The 17,579-nt window shown below is 62.9% G+C and carries 15 protein-coding genes; 9 read left to right on the top strand and 6 right to left on the bottom strand.

The features are described from left to right. Nucleotides 1-7: 7 nt before the first annotated feature. The 3 genes from BM131_RS05505 to truA all read right to left on the bottom strand — a co-directional run bounded on the left by BM131_RS05505 (nucleotide 8) and on the right by truA (nucleotide 7,506). Nucleotides 8-4,783 carry a translocation/assembly module TamB domain-containing protein gene (locus tag BM131_RS05505; RefSeq protein ID WP_090186766.1) on the bottom strand — a complete coding sequence of 1,592 codons (4,776 nt, stop codon included), beginning with the start codon at nucleotides 4,781-4,783 and terminating at the stop codon, nucleotides 8-10. Beyond that, nucleotides 4,780-6,501 carry an autotransporter assembly complex protein TamA gene (locus tag BM131_RS05500; RefSeq protein WP_245754143.1) on the bottom strand — a complete coding sequence of 574 codons (1,722 nt, stop codon included), beginning with the start codon at nucleotides 6,499-6,501 and terminating at the stop codon, nucleotides 4,780-4,782. The genes BM131_RS05505 and BM131_RS05500 overlap by 4 nt, the downstream gene beginning before the upstream one ends. A gap of 237 nt (nucleotides 6,502-6,738) precedes the next feature. Next, complete coding sequence (truA, locus tag BM131_RS05495; protein WP_090186764.1) at nucleotides 6,739-7,506, bottom strand: tRNA pseudouridine(38-40) synthase TruA; 768 nt, start codon at nucleotides 7,504-7,506, stop codon at nucleotides 6,739-6,741. Between the two features lie 127 nt (nucleotides 7,507-7,633). Here truA and BM131_RS05490 point away from each other — a divergent pair, with 127 nt between their 5' ends. Then, on the top strand, nucleotides 7,634-9,028 hold the full coding sequence (locus BM131_RS05490) for a YcjX family GTP-binding protein (protein WP_090187169.1): 1,395 nt from the start codon (nucleotides 7,634-7,636) through the stop codon (nucleotides 9,026-9,028). Beyond that, nucleotides 9,025-10,005, top strand: coding sequence for a YcjF family protein (locus tag BM131_RS05485; protein WP_245754142.1), 981 nt, complete (start codon nucleotides 9,025-9,027; stop codon nucleotides 10,003-10,005). Before BM131_RS05490 ends, BM131_RS05485 begins: the two co-directional genes overlap by 4 nt. Here the strand turns inward: BM131_RS05485 and BM131_RS05480 are convergent. Continuing rightward, nucleotides 10,002-10,895 carry a zinc ABC transporter substrate-binding protein gene (locus BM131_RS05480; RefSeq protein WP_090186758.1) on the bottom strand — a complete coding sequence of 298 codons (894 nt, stop codon included), beginning with the start codon at nucleotides 10,893-10,895 and terminating at the stop codon, nucleotides 10,002-10,004. The two genes, BM131_RS05485 and BM131_RS05480, sit on opposite strands and share 4 nt — an antisense overlap. A 68-nt stretch (nucleotides 10,896-10,963) precedes the next feature. Here BM131_RS05480 and BM131_RS05475 point away from each other — a divergent pair, with 68 nt between their 5' ends. From BM131_RS05475 to BM131_RS05450, 6 genes are all read left to right on the top strand, one after another. Further along, nucleotides 10,964-11,431, top strand: coding sequence for a Fur family transcriptional regulator (locus tag BM131_RS05475; protein ID WP_090186756.1), 468 nt, complete (start codon nucleotides 10,964-10,966; stop codon nucleotides 11,429-11,431). Beyond that, nucleotides 11,428-12,213: an ATP-binding cassette domain-containing protein gene (locus BM131_RS05470; protein ID WP_090186753.1), complete on the top strand. Its 786-nt coding sequence runs from the start codon at nucleotides 11,428-11,430 to the stop codon at nucleotides 12,211-12,213. The genes BM131_RS05475 and BM131_RS05470 overlap by 4 nt, the downstream gene beginning before the upstream one ends. Further along, entirely contained in the window at nucleotides 12,206-13,012 is an 807-nt protein-coding gene (locus BM131_RS05465; RefSeq protein WP_090186751.1) for an iron chelate uptake ABC transporter family permease subunit, read from the top strand. Before BM131_RS05470 ends, BM131_RS05465 begins: the two co-directional genes overlap by 8 nt. A gap of 70 nt (nucleotides 13,013-13,082) precedes the next feature. Beyond that, a complete protein-coding gene (locus tag BM131_RS05460; RefSeq protein ID WP_090186748.1) occupies nucleotides 13,083-13,556 on the top strand; it encodes a CAP domain-containing protein in 474 nt (157 codons plus the stop codon). Nucleotides 13,557-13,615: 59 nt separating this feature from the next. After that, a complete protein-coding gene (gene fmt / locus BM131_RS05455; RefSeq protein ID WP_090186746.1) occupies nucleotides 13,616-14,515 on the top strand; it encodes a methionyl-tRNA formyltransferase in 900 nt (299 codons plus the stop codon). Between the two features lie 15 nt (nucleotides 14,516-14,530). Continuing rightward, a complete protein-coding gene (locus BM131_RS05450) occupies nucleotides 14,531-14,968 on the top strand; it encodes a VOC family protein (protein WP_090186743.1) in 438 nt (145 codons plus the stop codon). Here BM131_RS05450 and purU read toward each other — a convergent pair. Beyond that, nucleotides 14,965-15,849, bottom strand: a complete 885-nt coding sequence (purU, locus tag BM131_RS05445) for a formyltetrahydrofolate deformylase (protein ID WP_090186741.1) — start codon at nucleotides 15,847-15,849, stop codon at nucleotides 14,965-14,967. The two genes, BM131_RS05450 and purU, sit on opposite strands and share 4 nt — an antisense overlap. 126 nt (nucleotides 15,850-15,975) lie before the next feature. Further along, nucleotides 15,976-16,617, bottom strand: a complete 642-nt coding sequence (locus BM131_RS05440) for a ribonuclease T2 family protein (RefSeq protein ID WP_175499194.1) — start codon at nucleotides 16,615-16,617, stop codon at nucleotides 15,976-15,978. 128 nt (nucleotides 16,618-16,745) lie between these two features. Here BM131_RS05440 and BM131_RS05435 point away from each other — a divergent pair, with 128 nt between their 5' ends. Further along, nucleotides 16,746-17,525: a DUF1013 domain-containing protein gene (locus BM131_RS05435; RefSeq protein WP_090186738.1), complete on the top strand. Its 780-nt coding sequence runs from the start codon at nucleotides 16,746-16,748 to the stop codon at nucleotides 17,523-17,525. The last annotated feature ends 54 nt before the right edge of the window (nucleotides 17,526-17,579 follow it).

Below are 17,579 nucleotides of genomic sequence, written 5' to 3'. Positions count from 1 at the left end.
ATTGCGCTTAGTAATCCCGCTCAAAGAAGATACCGACGCTGGTCTCGCCGTCAGCACCGGCAGTGCCCTTGGCGGTAATCTCGTCGGTGATATCAAGGTTCAGGTTGATCTCTGTCGTGCCGTCGCTGCCGATCGTGACGTCGGTATAGATATTATCCGACAGGTATTTTCCGGCCCGCACCGCCGCGTTGCCCTCGTCATCCGTCGTCACGTCGAAATCGTCCAGCCCGATGCCAGAGCGGAAGCCGTCAATTAGCCCGCCGCCCCCGCGCCCCGCCAGCTCTGCCACGGCGGCAGCCAGTTGGACCGCCTGCAAAGGCGAGATTTCAGAGATATCGCGGCCAAAGATCAGCTGCGCCAAGACTTCATCCTGCGGCAGGCTTGGCGTCGATTCAAAGGTGACCTCTGGATCGTTGGCCGGACCTTCGACGATGATGTTGATCGTCGTGCCTGTGTCTGCCTCTGTCGTGGCGACAAGGCGGATGTAGGGGATGAAATCACCTTGCAGGCTGGCAGAACCTTCGGACAAATCAAAGCGTTGCTGCAGGATGCTGATCCGGCCACGCTGCAGATCAAATTGACCGACGGGCACGATATTCGCCGTCGTGCCGCCCAATGTCAGGCTGCCGCCCAGTTCGGCATCCAGCCCGCGACCACGGATGAAGATCCGGTTCGGCGCATCGACCCGCACGTCCAGTGGAAAGGCCGGCCCGCTGGCGGTTTCTGTTTGCGCCGTGTTTGACGCATTCACCGCCACATCGGCCCGGTTCAGCGTCAGGCGCACGGCCGCGCTGGGGTTCAGGTGGGTAACGTCGGGCAATTCGCCCAAGGCGCTGGTGCCAGAGGATGGCACCTGAATGTTCGTCTCTCCGAGCGTCAGCAGACCTGCAATCCGCGCGCCGCCGGTCAGCGCGCCGTTGACGGTGATTTGGCCATTCACGACAGTCTCATACAGCTCGGGGTCGATCAGTTCGACGGCGTTCACGTTCAGCGTTAGATCGGCGTTATAAGGTGCGGTCAGGGCGACCGGGCCACTGATCGCGATGCCGCCGCCGGATTGGACGTTGCCGGTCAGATTGACCTGCGCATTGGCCCCGTTCAAGGCGATGGTCGCGTTGATATCCTCCAGTGCCTGTCCCAGGGACGGGGCAGACAGGCGGGCACCGGTGGTGCTGATTTGGCCAGTCACCGACGATAGGGCAGGGGGGCCGTTCGCCGACAGATCAAAGGTGGTGATCCCGTCGATGTTGCGCGGCGCGATAAAGGGGTTCGCCAGTGCCAGTGGCGCGCTGCCGTTCACGTCGATATCTAGGTTGCCGTTACCCGCAACCTGTCCGCTGGCCGTGGCTGCAATGCCGCCCGGTCCGGTGGCGTCGATGTTCAGGGTATAGCCGCCTGCCGCGGTGCGGCCGATCTGGCCTTGGGCTGTGACCGGGCCGGACAAGGCGTCCGTGAACAGGCCCACATCCGCCAGACGGGCGTCAATCGTGCCATTGGCCGCGCCGCCGCCTGCGGCGCTCAGGTTGCCGCTGGCGGTCAGTTGCGGGAACTGCACATCAAAGCTGCGCAGCGTGATGTCGCTGCCCGATTTGGCCGCATCCAGCACGATCCGCCCCTGGCCGCGCAGCAGCTGGTCGACCTGTTTGTTGCCGATGGCAAGGTTGCCCGTTGTCGCGTTCAGTTGCGCGTCAAGCTGGCTTAGGTCTGGCAGCAGCGTGCCATTCGCCGTCAGGTTCACGCTGCCTGACACCGGCTGACCCGCCAGCGCAGCAAAGCTGGCAAGGTTCGCGACAGCGGCATCAAGGTTGCCTGTGATGCGGTAATCATCCTCTTGCGGGGCGACCTGCGCATCCAGCGTCACATCCGCGCCAGAGCCGTTGGCCATCAGGTTCACCTGCGCCGTGCCCGCCGCGTTGCGGTCTGCGGTCAGGTCAATCGCCAGCGGCCCGTTCAGCCCGCCCGCCAGCGCGCCCGCGTCGTTCAGCCGTGCGGTAATGTCAGCAGCCAGCGGTCCCGTCAGCCCGCCATTGGCGCTGCCCTGCACGGTCAGTTGCGGTGTGGCGATATCAAGGTTCGTCAGCGCAAAGGCATCGGGCCCTGTGCGCGCGGCGCCGCCGCTGATCGTGCCGGGGCCTGCCATCAGGGCATCAACCTGCGGGATATCGACCTTCAGGCTGCGGGTGCTGCCATCCAGCGTCACGTCAAACAGGCTCAGGTCCGGCAGCAAAGTGCCGTCTAACGTCACATCGACACCGCCGCCCAGCGTGCGGCCCGCAAGGTTCGAATAGGGGGCGAGTTCGGCCACGGCCGCTTTGATCGTGCCGGTCAGGCGGTAATCATCGACAGGGGCCGCGATCTGGACGTCGGCGTTAATATTGGTGCCGGGGCCATTTGCCGTCAGCACCGCGTCCGTGACGCCTGCGTCATCGCGGTCTGCGTTCAGCGCCACGGTCAGCGGTCCGGTCAGGCCCGGGGCGATCAGGCCCATGTTTGCGATGCGCGCATTGGCATTCGCGGTCAGTGGCCCGGTCATGCCGCCGTCGGCGTCGGCCGTCAGGGACAGCTGCGGGGTACGCACGTCTAGGCCTTTGATAATATAGCGATCTTCGCCGATATATCCGACTTCGCCCGCAATCGTGCCTGCGCCGGTCAGCAAAGGGTCAAGCTGCGGCGTGCCCGTCTGCAAATCTTGGGTCGTGCCGCTGATTTCTGCCGTATAGCGGGTCATGTCCGACAGCATCACGGCGTTCACGGTCAGGTTCACGCTGCCCGCCAGATCGCGCCCCGCGATCTGCGAAAACTGCGACAGATCGCCGGCCTGCGCGTTCAGCACGGCGTTGATCGTCTGACCTTCGTCCGACGGATCAACGGTGCCCGTGGCCTCAAATGTCGTTTGGGGTCCGGTGCCGTTCACGGCAAAGGTCACATTGCCCGCGTCTGTGCGATCGGCGGTACCAGTGATGCGGGCGGGACCGCTTAGGCCATCGGCAATCAGCCCGACATTCTGCACAGAGACGTCGAAGTCGCCGGTGCTGACGCCGCTGCTGATGTTGGCATTGGCGCTGACTGTCGCCTCTGGCGTCTCAATCAGCAGATCGTTGATGCGCGTGCCTTCCGTGTCGCGCACGGCCTGCACCGATACGGTGCCGGTGCCGGCAAGCACGGGGTCAAGTTGCGGCACATCGACGGCCAGATCCTGCGTCGTCGCGTTCAGGAGGATGTCGAATAGGCCGTCGAGCGGTGTGACGTCCGCGATGATATTCGCCTGCGCGCCGCCGCCCAAATTGCGCCCGGCAAGGGTGGAAAAGCGTCCCAGTGCCTCTGCGTCTAGCACCACGTTCGCGCGCGTGCGAAAACCGTCCTTCGCGCCTTGCACGGTGGCATCGGCGCCGACCTCAATCCCGGGCCCAGTGAGGGTCAAGGTCGTGACCTGCGTTGGTTGATCCTCGTCGCGGTTCAGCACGATACGCCCGGTCAGGCTGTCGCCAAAGGCCTGCGCCGCGCCCGCGTCGTCCAGCTGCACGCCGCTCGCCGCGTAGGTCAGGTCGGCGGTCAGGGCACCTTTTGCATCGCCATTGCCGTTCACGATAATACCGCCGCCGTTCAGGGCGATGGTGTCGATCCCTAGACCGGGGCGGTCAAACCCTTCGATGTCGAACAGGGCGGTCCAGTCGTTGCTGATGCTTTGGTCATAGTTCAGCGCCAGATCGATGCTGTCGACGTATGTCTTGGGGCCGCTGATTGGCAGCAACACAGGTTCGCCTGCGGCATCGGCAATCTTGCCCGTCAGGGCGATCGTTTCAGGCCAGCCAGATGATCCAATCGTCGCCTGTCCCGTCAGGGTCAGTCTTTGCGCTTTCAGGTCGAGCTTGGACAGCGAAAAGATGCCCCCATCGCTTAGCGATCCGGCGGCGATCAAGGACACGTCGGGGCCAAAGAAACCTTGGTAATCGGCGGCCAGTAGCGGCGTCAGATCGCCGCCGATGTTCAGGGCAAAGCCGGTCTGACCTTCGGTCGAATTCAACGCAAAATCACCAGTGATCCGGTCTTGGCCGTCGGTGGCCAACGACATATTGGCGGCAAAGTCACTGATCGGGGCCTCGCCTGTAATCGCCAGCTTCAGCGACGGGCGATCCGGCAGACCCATCAAGCGCGAGACGATGCCGTCCGCGCCTTCTTCGACGTTCAGGTTCAGGCCCAGCACTTTGCTTTCGTTGTCATAATTGCCGTTGATCGCAAAGACGCCAGTCTGCCCGTCCAGCCGCGTCGCGGTCACATCTGCTTCGCCCTCGCCGTTCGCAAGGCTGGCCGATCCGGTCAGCGATAGGGCCACTGCTTCGCCCAAAAACGTCTCGCCCAATTCAATGCGGGCGATGTCGAGCGTGTCGAGCGTGATGCCGACCGGCAGTTCGGGCAGTGAAAATGGCGTCGCCTCTGGCGAGGGGACGCTCGCGGCATCGGACACGGGTGCGCGTTCCAGTTTGACCAACTCTGCCGTCAGTTCCTGCACGTCGATCCGCCCGCGCAGTAGGGCACTGCGGTTCCAGTCCAGCACGACGTTGTTCAGCTCTAGCCAGACGCCTTCGCTATCGGCGACGGTGATCTTGTCCACTGTGGCGCGGGATGACAGCGCGCCCTCAAACCCTTGAACATCCACGATCCGGTCATCGCCCGACAGGTTGTCTTGGATCAGGCGCGTCAAATAGCCTTCGCCGTCGTCATCCTGCGCGACAGCGGCAAAGGGCAGGGTCAGCAGAGTCAGCAGAAGAAGGAGATGTTTCAAAATGCTTGTCCGATACCAATGTAAACTTCGACTGATTTAAACTGATCGTCACCGCTGGCGGGGGTGCCCACGTCCAGCCGGATGGGGCCGATGCCCGTATCATAGCGCACGCCAAGCCCGACGCCGGACTGGTCCGCGCCGTCGGTCAGCGGCGTCGCGCTGCCCCCCACATAGCCGTAATCGTAAAAGCCCACGACACTGATCGCATCGGTGATCCCGACCCGCGCCTCTAGCTGGGCACCCGCAAAGGACGTGCCGCCCGTGGTGACGGTTTCGCCGTCGACGGTCTGGTCAAGGCCTAAGGATTTATACCCCTCGCCGCGCACCGTGCCGCTGCCGCCAGAGTAAAATAGATAGTCGGCAGGCGCGTCGGCTTCGTCCGTCCCGATCAGCGTGCCGACTTGGCCGCGCGCCGCGATGGTAAAGCGATCGTCGGTGCCAAAGCTGTAATAGCCGCGCCCGTCCAGATAGCCCCGCGCGCCGCTGGACCCGCCTGCGACGGACAGGAACGGCGTACCTGTGGCCTTGATGTAATAGCCGTTCTTGGCGTTCGTTTCGCTGTCGCGCTTGTCATAGGTGACGGACAGCGGCGCGGTCAGCAGCGTATAGTTGCGCGTGCCCAGATCTGTGACCTCTTTCGCGGTCAGCAGGCCGAAACCGCCTTCGATTTCCAGATCTTTGGTGATCAGACGGCTGACCAAGACTTCGGTGCTGGCGCTGTCGATCAGGTAATCAGGCTCGTCCTCGCGGCTGATTTCGGCCGTGGCGGTCAGGTCGGTGTCCGGGCCATAGATGGCGGGGATTTTTAGCGCAGTGGACAGGCTATAGTCGATGCCGCCCGTCCCGCCGCCGATGCCTGCGACCTCTGCGTCAAAGCGCAGATTTTCCGCGCCGCCAAAGAAGTTGCGGTGCATCCAATAGGCGGATGTGCGGATGCCTTCGACAGTGGAATATTCCAGACCGACGCCAATGCGGCGCGGCTTGCTTTCAGCGATGGCCACCGTGATCGGCAGGGTGTCGTTGGGGCCGATATCGTCGGCTTCGGTCAAGGCAACACTATCGAAGGCCCCCGTTTCGCGCAGGCGGCGCGCGGATTCTGTCAGCTCTTCTGGGTCGTAAACTTCGCCCGTGGGCAGACCTGCGATGCGGGTGATGGCGCTTGTGCGCACCTTGTCGTTGCCGGTGACGGTTAGCGCGCCAAAGGTCAGCTTTGGCCCCGGCGCGATGGTGACGCTGGCGTCTAGTTCGTTGTCGTTATGCCGCGCGACGATCTGCTGACCAGCCGCTTCGACCTTGGCGTAACCTTGATTGCGCCATGCGGTGCGGGCGTTGCTGCTGGCTTGGCGGATCACATCGGCCTTTGCATCCTCGCCCGTGGCAAAGCCTTCGGGCAGTTCGGTGCCGGGGGCCAGCGGCGCGACGGATGCGACACCAAAGGTGAAAAGCGGGCCGGGATCGACCGCGATGTCGATGGTGTCGATCTGTTCTGGCGCGGCTAGCGGCGCAAGGTTCGCAGCCTCGGTCCCGTTCACTTTGATCGAGATGGTGCCGCTGTAATATCCGGCCGCATAAAGCGCGGTCAGCAAGCGGCGATAATCTGCGCGGGCGGCGGCGACATAATCCTGCGGCTGGGGGTCTTCTTCGTCGCTAACACTGCGCGACAGCGACGCATCTTTTAGCAAGGTCAGCAGGCTATCATCCGCGCCGGGCGCGTTCAAAGATACGTCTTGCGGGGTGGCGGCTGTGGCAGTCGTTAAAAAAAGGACAGCAGTCCAACTGATCTGTTTAAACGTCACACTGCATCCCCTGTCGTCGTTGGGGTTGTTGTAGCGTATCACGAAACAAACGCAAATAAACCTGTGGTCTGAAGCTCTATCTGGCGCAGGTTTTGCGCGACTTTGTTAACGCAGCGGCAACAGATTGATACAGGCAGCAGCGCTTGGGCGGTTTAACGCTTAAACAAAAGGATCATCGGGATAGGTCACAGCCGCAAGGTACAGGCCCTGCGGCGGGCAAACCGGCCCGCACGCGGTGCGATCGCGGGCCTCTAGTGCAGTTTTTACCTGTTCAGGTTGCCAATGCCCGCTGCCAACGCGTTCAAGCGTGCCGACAAAGCTGCGGACCTGATTGTGCAGGAATGACCGGGCGCGGACGTGGATGTGGAACATCTGGCCCGTGTGGGCCGGAACTTCTTCGACCCGCAGCTCGTCCAGCGTACGCAGCGGGCTGTCCGCCTGGCACATCGCGGCGCGGAAGGTGGTGAAATCATGCAGGCCCAGCAGATGATCCGCGCCTTCCTGCATGGCGGCTGCGTCCAGCGGCAGCTTGACCTGCCACATCCGCCCGGCATCCAGCGCCAGTGGTGCGCGGCGGGCCGCAAGGCGAAATAAATAGCGCCGCTCTGTCGCCGTAAAGCGGGCGTGCCAGTCGTCATCGACCCGCGCGCAATCCGTGATGGCGACGGGCAAAGGCTTTAGGTGATAATTCACCGCCTCTGACAAACGGAACGGGTCCCAGTCGCGCGTCAGGTCGCAATGGGCCACTTGCCCCACCGCATGCACGCCCGCATCCGTGCGCCCCGCGGCGCCGATGGTATGGGGCCCGGGCTGAATTTTGGCCAAGGCGGACTCGATCGCGCCCTGCACGGACGGGCGGTCTACCTGCCGTTGCCAGCCGGAAAACGGGGTGCCGTCATATTCGATTTTCATGGCATAGCGTGGCATGGCGCGGACTTAGGCCGCGCTTTGCACAAAATCAATCCCTACCCAAGGCAAGCTTTGGGCCCTATCTGTCGATCAACCAAGGCAGAAGGGGCAGCGCGTGGGCCTGTTTGACATTACCGAAGGCATCATGCGGGGCGTGGGCAATGCAGCGGGGGCGGTCACCCGGCCAATTACTGCGCCGTTCAGTGATCCGGTGATCCGCCTTGGCGTGACGGGGCTATCGCGCGCGGGCAAGACTGTTTTTATCACCTCGCTCGTGGCGAACCTGATGGACCGGGGCCGCATGCCGCAACTGCGCGCTGCTGCCAGCGGTGCGATCCAGATGGCGTATTTGCAGCCGCAGCCCGACGACACGCTGCCGCGCTTTGATTATGAGACTTACCTGTCGCAACTGACCGCCACCGATCCAAAATGGCCCGACGGCACGCGCCAAATCTCGGAACTGCGGTTGTCGTTTAAGGTGCAGCCAACCGGGTTTATGGCGGGCCTGCAGGGCGTGCGGACCGTGCATCTGGATATCGTCGATTACCCCGGCGAATGGTTGCTGGACCTTGGCCTGCTGGATCAAAGCTATGCAGATTGGTCCAAGGGCGCGCTGGCCCGCTGCGCCGGGCGGCCGCTTGGGGATGACTATCTGGCGCTGGTCGCGCAAACGGACGCGGCGGGGCCGCTGGAAGAGCCCGCCGCCAAGGCGCTGGCGCAGGCCTATACCGCGCACCTGAACGCGTCGCGCGCGGCGGGATATTCCGACTGCACGCCGGGCCGGTTCCTGTTGCCCGGCGATCTGGCAGGCAGCCCGGTGCTGACCTTTGCCCCGCTACCGGGCACCGATTTCGCGCGTGGCACTTTGGGGCGAGAATTGGCGCGCAGGTTCGAATCCTACAAGAAAAACGTCGTACAGCCGTTCTTTCGCGATCATTTTGCACGCATTGATAGACAGGTCGTGCTGGTCGATGTGCTGGGCGCGATCCATAATGGCCCGCGTGCGCTGGACGATCTGCGCACGGCGATGGCGGAAATCCTTGGCGCGTTTAACCCCGGACGCAACAATTTTATCAGCCGCATCTTCTCTGGCCGGCGGGTGGAAAAGATCCTTTTTGCCGCGACCAAGGCTGACCATTTGCACCACACCCAGCATCCGCAGCTGACCGCGATCACGCAGGCCTTGCTGCGCGAGGCGAAAGACCGCGCCGATTTCGCAGGCGCGCAGACCCAAGCGATGTCCATCGCCGCCCTACGCACCACGGTTGAAGAAACTGTCGATCACCGCGACGGGCCGCTGGATGTTGTGCGCGGGCGGTTGCTTGATACCGGCAAACAGGCCGCGTTTTATCCCGGCGCTTTGCCCACCGATCCGCAGCATCTGCTAGCCCCCGCGCGGGCAGGCGCTGCCGATTGGGGCAGCGGTGATTATAAAATCATGCGCTTTGCCCCTGCGCCGCTGACCCTGCGCCCCGGCGAAGGCCCGCCGCATATCCGGCTGGATAAGGCCGCGGAATTCCTGATCGGAGACCTGTTGTGAAACGCCCCGTGCTGATCGACCTCGAAGAGGCATCCGATATCACGCCCGCCACAGCGCCAATCATTTTGGACGACGCCCCGCAGGGGGCTGCAATGCAAAAGGTCGCCGCACTGGCCGCGCGTAGGTCGTCGCCGCTGGGCAAATGGTTCTGGTCGCTGCTGATCAGCATCATCGGGTTTATGGTGTCGCTGGCGGCGTGGAATTTCGTCACCGGGTTGATCGCCAGTAACCCGTTTCTTGGCATGGCCTTTAGTGCGCTGCTGATCATCTTTTGCTGCGTCCTGCTGGCGATTGCCCTGCGCGAACTGTCGGCCTTTAGCCGCCTGCGCCGCATCGACCGTGTCCAAGTCGAGGCTGCCAAAGCCCACGCCGGGGCCGACCTGCCGATGGCGCGCAAGGTGGTGGACCATTTGACCCAGCTTTATGCAGGCCGCCCCGATACGACATGGGGCCGCCAGCAATTGGCTGAACGCGCGCCGGAAATCATGGACGCTGACGGGCTGCTTGATCTTGCGGAACGCAGCCTGCTGGAACCCCTTGACGCGCGCGCCGTGGCAGAGGTGCAGGCCGCCGCACGGCAAGTCGCAGTCGTGACGGCCGTCGTGCCGCTGGCGCTGGCGGATGTGTTCACGGCGTTGACGTCGAACCTGCGAATGATCCGCCGCATCGCCGAGATTTATGGCGGACGCTCTGGCACGCTGGGCAGCTTGCGGCTGGTCCGCACTGTGCTGACGCATCTGGTCGCAACCGGCGCTGTGGCCGTGGGCGACGATCTGATCCATTCCGTCGCGGGCGGCGGGCTTTTGTCCAAAGTGTCCCGCCGCTTTGGCGAAGGCGTCGTGAACGGTGCCCTGACCGCCCGCGTCGGCATCGCCGCGATAGAGGTGTGCCGCCCGCTGCCTTTCCAAGCGCTCAAGCGCCCGTCGGTCACTGGCACAGTGCAACGGGCGCTGACGGGGCTGTTTGGAAGCGCTTAGGGCACGATGCAGGCCTTAAGCTGCGCCGCGATCCCGGTCAGCAGATCACCATACAATGCGGGACCGGGATCAAGCGCCATGCCGGTGTCGTCAATAATCCCGGTGCGCGCATCGGTGCCATCGGTCAGCAAATCCGCATAGTCCGTCGGCCCGTTGGTTTCGGACATGACGCAGGTGACGGTGCCCGCTTCGACCAATGCGCGCAGCTCTGCCAGATGGGCGGGGCCGGGGGTCTCTGCATCGCTGTCGGAAATCGCCTCGGCTGCGGGCACGCCGTAACGGTCCGTAAAATAGCCAAAGGCCGCATGCGGCGCGATCCATGTGCCGGACGGCACATCGGCCAAATCGGCGCTGATGCGGTCATGCAGTGACATCAGGTCTGCCAGCGCGTTGCCAGCGTTCGCCGTATAGGTGTTCGCGTTTTCCGGGTCTGTCGTGACCAGCGTGTTGCGGATTGCGCGGACCCAGATCATTGCGATCTCTGGATCCAGCCAAGCGTGGGGATCGATGGCGTGGTCGGTATCGCCGGCATCTGCGCCGTGGTCATGCCCGCCGATCAGATCGCGATGCGCCCAGCCCGGCATGTCCATTAAGGTCAGCGTCGCCGCTGCGGGGGCCAGTGTTTCCAGCGGGTCCGACAGCCACGGCGTCAGCGCCGGGCCAACCCAGATCACGATCTGCGCCTGCGACAGCTTGCGCGCGTCGGAGGGGCGCAGCGCCAGATGATGCGCGTCAGCGCCGGGCGGCACGATCAGATCGGGCGTGCTGACGCCCTCCATGATCTGCGCGACAAGGCTGTGCACCGGTGCGATATCAGTGACGACCAGCGGTGCGTCGGCCAAGGCTTGCGTCGTGGTCAAGACCAGCGCGGCGGCGAGGGTGCGAATCATAGGGGGCCTCTTGCAGTTAGAATTGAGCGGGGCTATAGAGCGTATGTTATAACATAACAAGGCACGCCATGACCGCCACCGGATTCGACCGCCATGACCATAGCGCCTGCGTTTCGGACGCAATCAGCAGCGCAGAGCAGCATTGCGCGGCGGCGGACTTGCGCCTGACGCCGGTACGTCGCCGGGTGCTGGAAATCCTGTTGGAAAGTCACGCGGCGCTTGGGGCGTATGATGTGCTGGCACGGCTGGATGCGGAAGGGTTGGGGTCTAAACCGCCCGTTGCCTACCGTGCGCTGGGCTTTTTAGTGGATAACGGCTTTGCCCACCGCATCGAGGGGCTGAACGCCTTTATCGCCTGCGCCCACCCCGGCGCGGATCATGCGCCCGCCTTCCTGATCTGCCGCGGCTGCCACAAGGTCGCCGAAACCCGCGCCACAGCGCCTCTGGGGCAGGCGGCATCGCAGGCTGGCTTTGCGATCGAACAGACGGTGATAGAGGCGCAGGGCCTATGCCCCGCCTGTCAGGTGCAACCATGAGCCTGCTGTCCGCGCGCGGGATTGGCGTTACGCGCAATGGCAATAGGATCCTGCAAAACGTCGGCCTTGATATCAAAGCCGGAGAGATCGTGACCATCGTTGGCCCCAATGGCTCTGGCAAATCCACCCTGCTGCGCGTGCTGATTGGCGCGCTGACGCCGGATCGCGGAACCGTCACCCGCACGCCGGGACTGCGGCTGGGCTATGTGCCGCAAAAACTGGCGATTGATGCAACCTTACCACTGACAGCGCGGCGGTTTCTGGATTTGCCACACCGGGTCAGCGACGCGGTCGCCGCGAAAGCGCTAGACAAGACCGGCGTGCCAGAGGTGGCAAAGCGCCAGATGGCCGATCTGTCGGGCGGGCAATTTCAGCGCGTTCTGCTGGCCCGCGCCTTGTTGTCGCGCCCGCAACTGCTGATCTTGGACGAGGCGACGCAGGGGCTGGATCAGCCCGGCTCTGCCAGTTTTTATCGCCTGATCGAAGGGGTGCGTCAGAACCTGAACTGCGCGGTCCTGATGGTCAGCCACGAGCTGCATGTCGTCATGTCCGCGTCCGACCGGGTGATCTGTCTGAACGGGCATATCTGCTGCGAAGGTACGCCAGAGGTCGTCTCTGCCGCGCCCGCATACCGCGAATTGTTTGGCACGGGCACGGGCGGCGCGCTGGCGCTGTATCGCCATGACCACGATCACGGGCATGACCACGGGCACGATCATCATCACGACCATGGGCACAGCCACAACGATGGGCCCCACAGCAAGGCACACGATCATGCTTGACGATTTTCTGGTCCGCGCGATCCTTGCCGCCATCGGCACCGCCCTTGCCGCGTCCGTCTTGGGCTGTTTTGTGGTCTGGCGGCGCATGGCCTATTTCGGCGACGCCACAGCGCATGCGGCGATCCTTGGGGTGGCGATTGCCTTGGCGCTGAATATCTCGATCTTTGCGGGCGTGGCGGCGGTGGCCTTGGTCGTGGCCGTACTGATCCACCGCCTGTCGGACCGGGCGCAGGGCACAGACACGATCCTTGGCGTCATCGCGCACGGCGCGTTGGCGACGGGCCTTGTGGCCGTCACCTTGATCCCCGGCGCGCGCATCAATCTAGAGGCGTATTTGTTCGGCGACGTGCTGACCGTGTCCCGCATGGATATCGCGGTGATTTGGGGCGGCGCGGCGGTAGTGCTGGGGGTTTTGTGGTTCCACTGGTCCGCGCTGCTGCTGGCAACGTTAAGCCCCGACCTTGCCACCGCGTCTGGCGTCAATCCGCAACGCGAGAATTTGATCCTGACCTTGCTGCTGGCTGGCATCGTCGCGGTCGCGATCAAGGTCGTCGGCGCGCTATTGATTACGGCGCTGCTGGTCATCCCCGCCGCTGGCGCGCGCCGGCTTGCGACATCACCCGAAGGGATGGCGCTGCGCGCTGCGGTGATCGGGATATTGGCCGCCGTGGGCGGGTTGACCATGTCATTGCAGATGGACACGCCCGCCGGGCCATCCATTGTCGTTATGGCCGTTATCTTGTTCGCCTTGACCACAATTGGCGAAAAATTGCGTACAATAGGCGGCTCCGCGCCGTGATCTGGGCCTAAGGTTGCCATATTCCCCGTGCATATCTACCCCTGCACCCACTTTCTCGCAGAGGTATTTTATGCTCCGGTCCATCCTTGCAGCCGTCTTTCTTATGGTCACCGCACAAGGCGCCGCTGCCGCAAATAGCTGCGCCATGCCGGGTAACGTTAATCAGATGGCCAACGAGGTTGCGGCTGGCGTGAATGCGCAGCGGCAGGCAAACGGGCTGGCACCGCTGACGTATAACCCCACGCTGGGGCGCGCGGCCACGGGTCATGCCTGCGATATGTCCACCCACGCGTTCTTTGGCCACAAGGGCAGCAACGGATCGAACGTCGGGGCCCGCGTCCGCTCTGCCGGGTATGCCTATTGCACCGTCGCCGAGAACCTGGCCTGGGGCTTTCCGACCGCCGGGCAGATCATTGGTGGCTGGATGAACTCTGCCGGACACCGCGCGAATATGCTGCACCCGCGTGTTAAGGAAATGGGCATCGCCATCACCCAAGGCGCGCAAGGTCCGAACTGGGTGCTGGTGCTGGGGCGCAGCTGCTAGCAAAACGCAGCGTGCCGCGCTATCTGGTTGGCTGATCCAAACGGGGAAGGGCCAGTCAGATGCGTATTGTTTTCATGGGAACGCCGGAGTTTTCGGTGCCAGTCCTGCAGGCCCTGTATGATGCAGGCCACGACATTGCTGCCGTTTACACCCAACCGCCGCGGCCCGCTGGGCGCGGGAAAAAGGATCGGCCCGGCGCGGTACACCAGCGCGCACTGGACCTTGGGCTGCCTGTCCGCCATCCCGTTTCGCTAAAAGGTTCAGACGCGCAGGCCGAGTTCGCGGCGCTGAACGCAGATATTGCCGTCGTTGTCGCCTATGGCCTGATCCTGCCGCAGGCCGTGCTGGACGCGCCGGAGCATGGGTGCCTGAATATCCACGCCAGCCTGCTGCCGCGCTGGCGCGGGGCCGCGCCAATACACCGCGCGATTATGGCCGGGGATGCGAGCACCGGCATCTGTATCATGCAAATGGAGGCAGGCCTTGATACCGGCCCGGTGCTGCTGCGGCAGGCCACGCCCATTACGCCGGATGAAACCACTGGCGGATTGCACGACCGACTGTCCGCGATGGGCGCGGCCCTGATCGTGCAAGCGCTGAACCAACTGCCAGACCTGTCGCCGCAGGTGCAGCCAGAGGACGGCGTGACCTATGCGACCAAGATCGACAAGGCCGAGGCCCGTATCGATTGGTCCCAGCCAGCCGCGCAGGTCGATCGCCAAATCCGGGGCCTGTCCCCCTTTCCCGGTGCGTGGTGTGAAATCGGCGGCGAGCGGGTGAAGCTGCTGAGCAGCGCCGTGGTCGGCGGCGCAGGCGAGCCGGGTCAGGTCTTGACCGGGTTGACCGTCGCCTGCGGCAGCGGCGCGGTGCAGATCACGCGGTTGCAACGGGCAGGGGGCAAGGCGCTGGACGCGGATATCGCGCTGCGCGGCTTCGATCCCGGCCCGTTTGTGATGTAGCGGATTGGATCAAACATGCCCCACCGCACCATACCCTTTGCGCTTGTCGGCATTGATCACGTCGTCTTTCTTGTGGACGACATGCCCCGGGCGCTTGCGTTTTATCGCGATGTGCTGGGCTGCGCGCCGGGTTATTCCTATCCGGTCATGGGGATGGAACAGGTCTGGGCAGGTGCCGCGCTGATCGTGCTTTGGGACACGACCCACCCCGGCGCGGCTGCCGCTGTGCCGCCAGTGGTGGGCGGGCGCAATGTCGATCATCTGTGCATTGCGACCTCGCCCTTCGCCCCGCAGGACATGCGCGACCATCTGGCCCGGCATGGCGTTCAGATCGTCCGCGAAGCGACCCATGGCGGCGCACGCGGCATGGGGCATTCGTTCTATGTGCTTGATCCCTTTGGGAATAAGCTAGAGCTGAAGGGCCCCGCCGAATACCCCGACGGGCGCGCTTAGCCCATCCGTTCCGAGACGTAAGAGCCGGGAGAGGGCGGGAAGACGATGGTCTTGTTGCCGTTCAAAAACACGCGGCGGTGGATATGCGCATGGATTGCGCGGGCCAGCACTTGTGCTTCGACGTCGCGGCCGAGCGAAACATAATCGCCCGACGATTGGGCATGGGTGACGCGGACCGTGTCCTGTTCGATGATCGGACCCTCGTCCAGATCGGCGGTGACGTAGTGGGACGTCGCGCCAATCAGCTTCACGCCGCGTTCGAACGCTTGCTTATAGGGGTTAGCCCCTTTGAAGCTGGGCAAGAACGAGTGGTGGATGTTGATGATCCGCCCCGACATGGTCTGGCACATGCGGTCCGACAGGATCTGCATGTAACGCGCCAGCACGATCAGCTCGGCACCCGCGTCCTCGACCACGGCCATGATCTGCGCCTCGGCTTGCGGTTTGTTTTCCTTGGTGACCTTGATGCAGTGGAACGGGATGTCGTGGTTCACGACGACCTTTTGGTAATCCAGATGGTTTGAAATCACCGCCACGATATCAATCGGCAGCGCACCAATGCGCCAGCGATACAGCAGATCGTTCAGGCAATGGCCAAAGCGGCTGACCATGATGACGACCTTCATCTTTACGCTTTCGTCGTGAAAGGCGTAGTCCATCCCGAACTTTTCCGCCGCCGCGACAAAGCCGTTCTGAAGCCCGTCTAAATCCCGCGTGCCGTCATTTTCAAAGCTCATGCGCATGAAAAACTGACCCGTTTCGGTGTCGTCGAATTGGGACGAATCCGTGATGTTGCAGTCGTTGTCGGCCATGTAGTTGGCGATCGCGGCGACGATCCCCTTGGACGATGGGCAGTTCACGGTCAGGGCATAGTTTGTCATTTGGCTTACTTTTCTTAAATGGGCGGGCAGGCCGTTGTTGGTTGTTGTCTCGCATCTTGGCCTGCGGGCACAAGTTGGAAACGGCGCTGCCGGGGGCGAAAACGACGGCAGACCGTTATGCAGGTATTAGTCGATGGCCCCAAAGGCCGCGCTGGTCAGTGTGCAATCGCGGATCACGTCCACGCCGCAACCGCGCGGCTGCAGATCGCGGGTCAGGCAAATCCGGGTTTCCTGAATTGCGCCGTCTGTGCAGGTGATTGTCACGCCGTCGCGGGGCAGATTTGGGTTAGCGTCGACAAAAGCGTCCTCGATCAGGCTGGCGGGCAGGGTCACGTCGCGGGTCAGTTTGCGAAACGCCTGCGGGATGCGGATGCTGTCATAGGCTTGCCTTGCTGTGCGATAATACGATTGCGGCGATAGGCCCGTGCAGCTGCCGTGTTTGTTCCACTGATACCACGCAAGGCCAGATGTGCCCATGATATCGGCCATGCCTTCGGTGTCGCGCCGGGACGGGGGCCCGTATTTGCTGTGGCAATCTTGGGGATAGCCGCGATCATATTGCGGCCAAAGCCCATGGAGCACCCAGCCAAAATCCGCGTCCTGCGCACATTGTGGTGAGTTGCGCGCATGCCCCGTCAAGTCGCACCAGTTTGGCGACCACGACAGCGACATAACATAATAGTCAAATTCGCCCGCCGTGTCTTGGGCTGCGGCAGGTCCGGCGATCATCAGCGCAAGGGCTGTCAGGGCGGCTTTCATGTTTTTCATCTTCCCAATTTCGGCTGCTTCACCTATATTACATCCAAGTTCCCCGACAATGTGAACCCGGCCCCAGCGGTCAGCCCCTTTAAGGGCGCAGGGAAGGCTTGTCGAATTGATGGATAGGAGTGAAGACGATGTCCGATAAACCGATCATGGCCAAGGCCACCGCAGTCTGGCTGTGCGACAATACTACGCTAACGTTTGTGCAGATTGCAGACTTTTGCGGACTGCACCCACTCGAGGTGCAAGGCATTGCTGACGGCGACGTTGCTACAGGTGTCAAAGGCTTTGACCCCATCAGCAACAACCAGTTGACCCAAGTTGAATTGGACAGCGCGCAGGCCAATCCGCAGCACAAGCTGAAGCTGAAGTTCAACGCATCTGCCCAAGGCGAAGAAAAGCGCCGCGGCCCGCGGTATACGCCCCTGTCCAAGCGTCAGGACCGTCCGGCATCCATCTATTGGCTGGTGAAATTCCACCCAGAGCTGGAAGACGCACAGATCAGCAAGCTGGTCGGCACCACCAAGCCGACGATCGCTGCGATCCGCGACCGCACGCATTGGAACATCAACAACCTTGACCCGATCGACCCCGTCGCGCTGGGCCTGTGCAAGCAGTCCGAACTGGACGCAGCCGTGCAAAAGGCCAACGCCAAGCGTGCCCGTGAAGGCACTGCAATGACCGATGACGAGCGTCGCAAGCTGGTGTCGACCGAAAGCAGCCTTGGCATGTCGCCGGATTCGAAGATGCCGACCTCTATGGCTGGGCTGGAAACCTTCACCCTGTCCGATGATACCCCGGTCGAGGAAGAAGAAGTCGAAGATAAGCGCGACATCCGCGACGCGGACAGCTTCTTTAACCTGCCCGACGACGTCGATGCGACCAATGATGACGAAGACGACGACGACCGCTAAATCGTTCGTCAGTTTATGAAAAAGCCCCGGCCTGCGTGCCGGGGCTTTTGCGTT

The organism is Loktanella salsilacus (assembly GCF_900114485.1).
GTDB lineage: Bacteria > Pseudomonadota > Alphaproteobacteria > Rhodobacterales > Rhodobacteraceae > Loktanella > Loktanella salsilacus.
The sequence above is the reverse complement of the archived record's forward strand: the minus strand, read 5'-3'. Positions and strand labels throughout refer to the sequence as shown.

Bases quoted from the DNA above. Each gene is read 5' to 3' on its own strand.
- fmt (WP_090186746.1), top strand. From the start codon at position 13,616: ATGCGTATTGTTTTCATGGGAACGCCGGAGTTTTCGGTGCCAGTCCTG.
- truA (WP_090186764.1), bottom strand. From the start codon at position 7,506: ATGCCACGCTATGCCATGAAAATCGAATATGACGGCACCCCGTTTTCC.
- BM131_RS05470 (WP_090186753.1), top strand. From the start codon at position 11,428: ATGAGCCTGCTGTCCGCGCGCGGGATTGGCGTTACGCGCAATGGCAAT.
- BM131_RS05465 (WP_090186751.1), top strand. From the start codon at position 12,206: ATGCTTGACGATTTTCTGGTCCGCGCGATCCTTGCCGCCATCGGCACC.
- BM131_RS05490 (WP_090187169.1), top strand. From the start codon at position 7,634: ATGCGGGGCGTGGGCAATGCAGCGGGGGCGGTCACCCGGCCAATTACT.
- BM131_RS05440 (WP_175499194.1), bottom strand. From the start codon at position 16,617: ATGAAAAACATGAAAGCCGCCCTGACAGCCCTTGCGCTGATGATCGCC.
- BM131_RS05460 (WP_090186748.1), top strand. From the start codon at position 13,083: ATGCTCCGGTCCATCCTTGCAGCCGTCTTTCTTATGGTCACCGCACAA.
- purU (WP_090186741.1), bottom strand. From the start codon at position 15,849: ATGACAAACTATGCCCTGACCGTGAACTGCCCATCGTCCAAGGGGATC.
- BM131_RS05450 (WP_090186743.1), top strand. From the start codon at position 14,531: ATGCCCCACCGCACCATACCCTTTGCGCTTGTCGGCATTGATCACGTC.
- BM131_RS05480 (WP_090186758.1), bottom strand. From the start codon at position 10,895: ATGATTCGCACCCTCGCCGCCGCGCTGGTCTTGACCACGACGCAAGCC.
- BM131_RS05435 (WP_090186738.1), top strand. From the start codon at position 16,746: ATGTCCGATAAACCGATCATGGCCAAGGCCACCGCAGTCTGGCTGTGC.
- BM131_RS05475 (WP_090186756.1), top strand. From the start codon at position 10,964: ATGACCGCCACCGGATTCGACCGCCATGACCATAGCGCCTGCGTTTCG.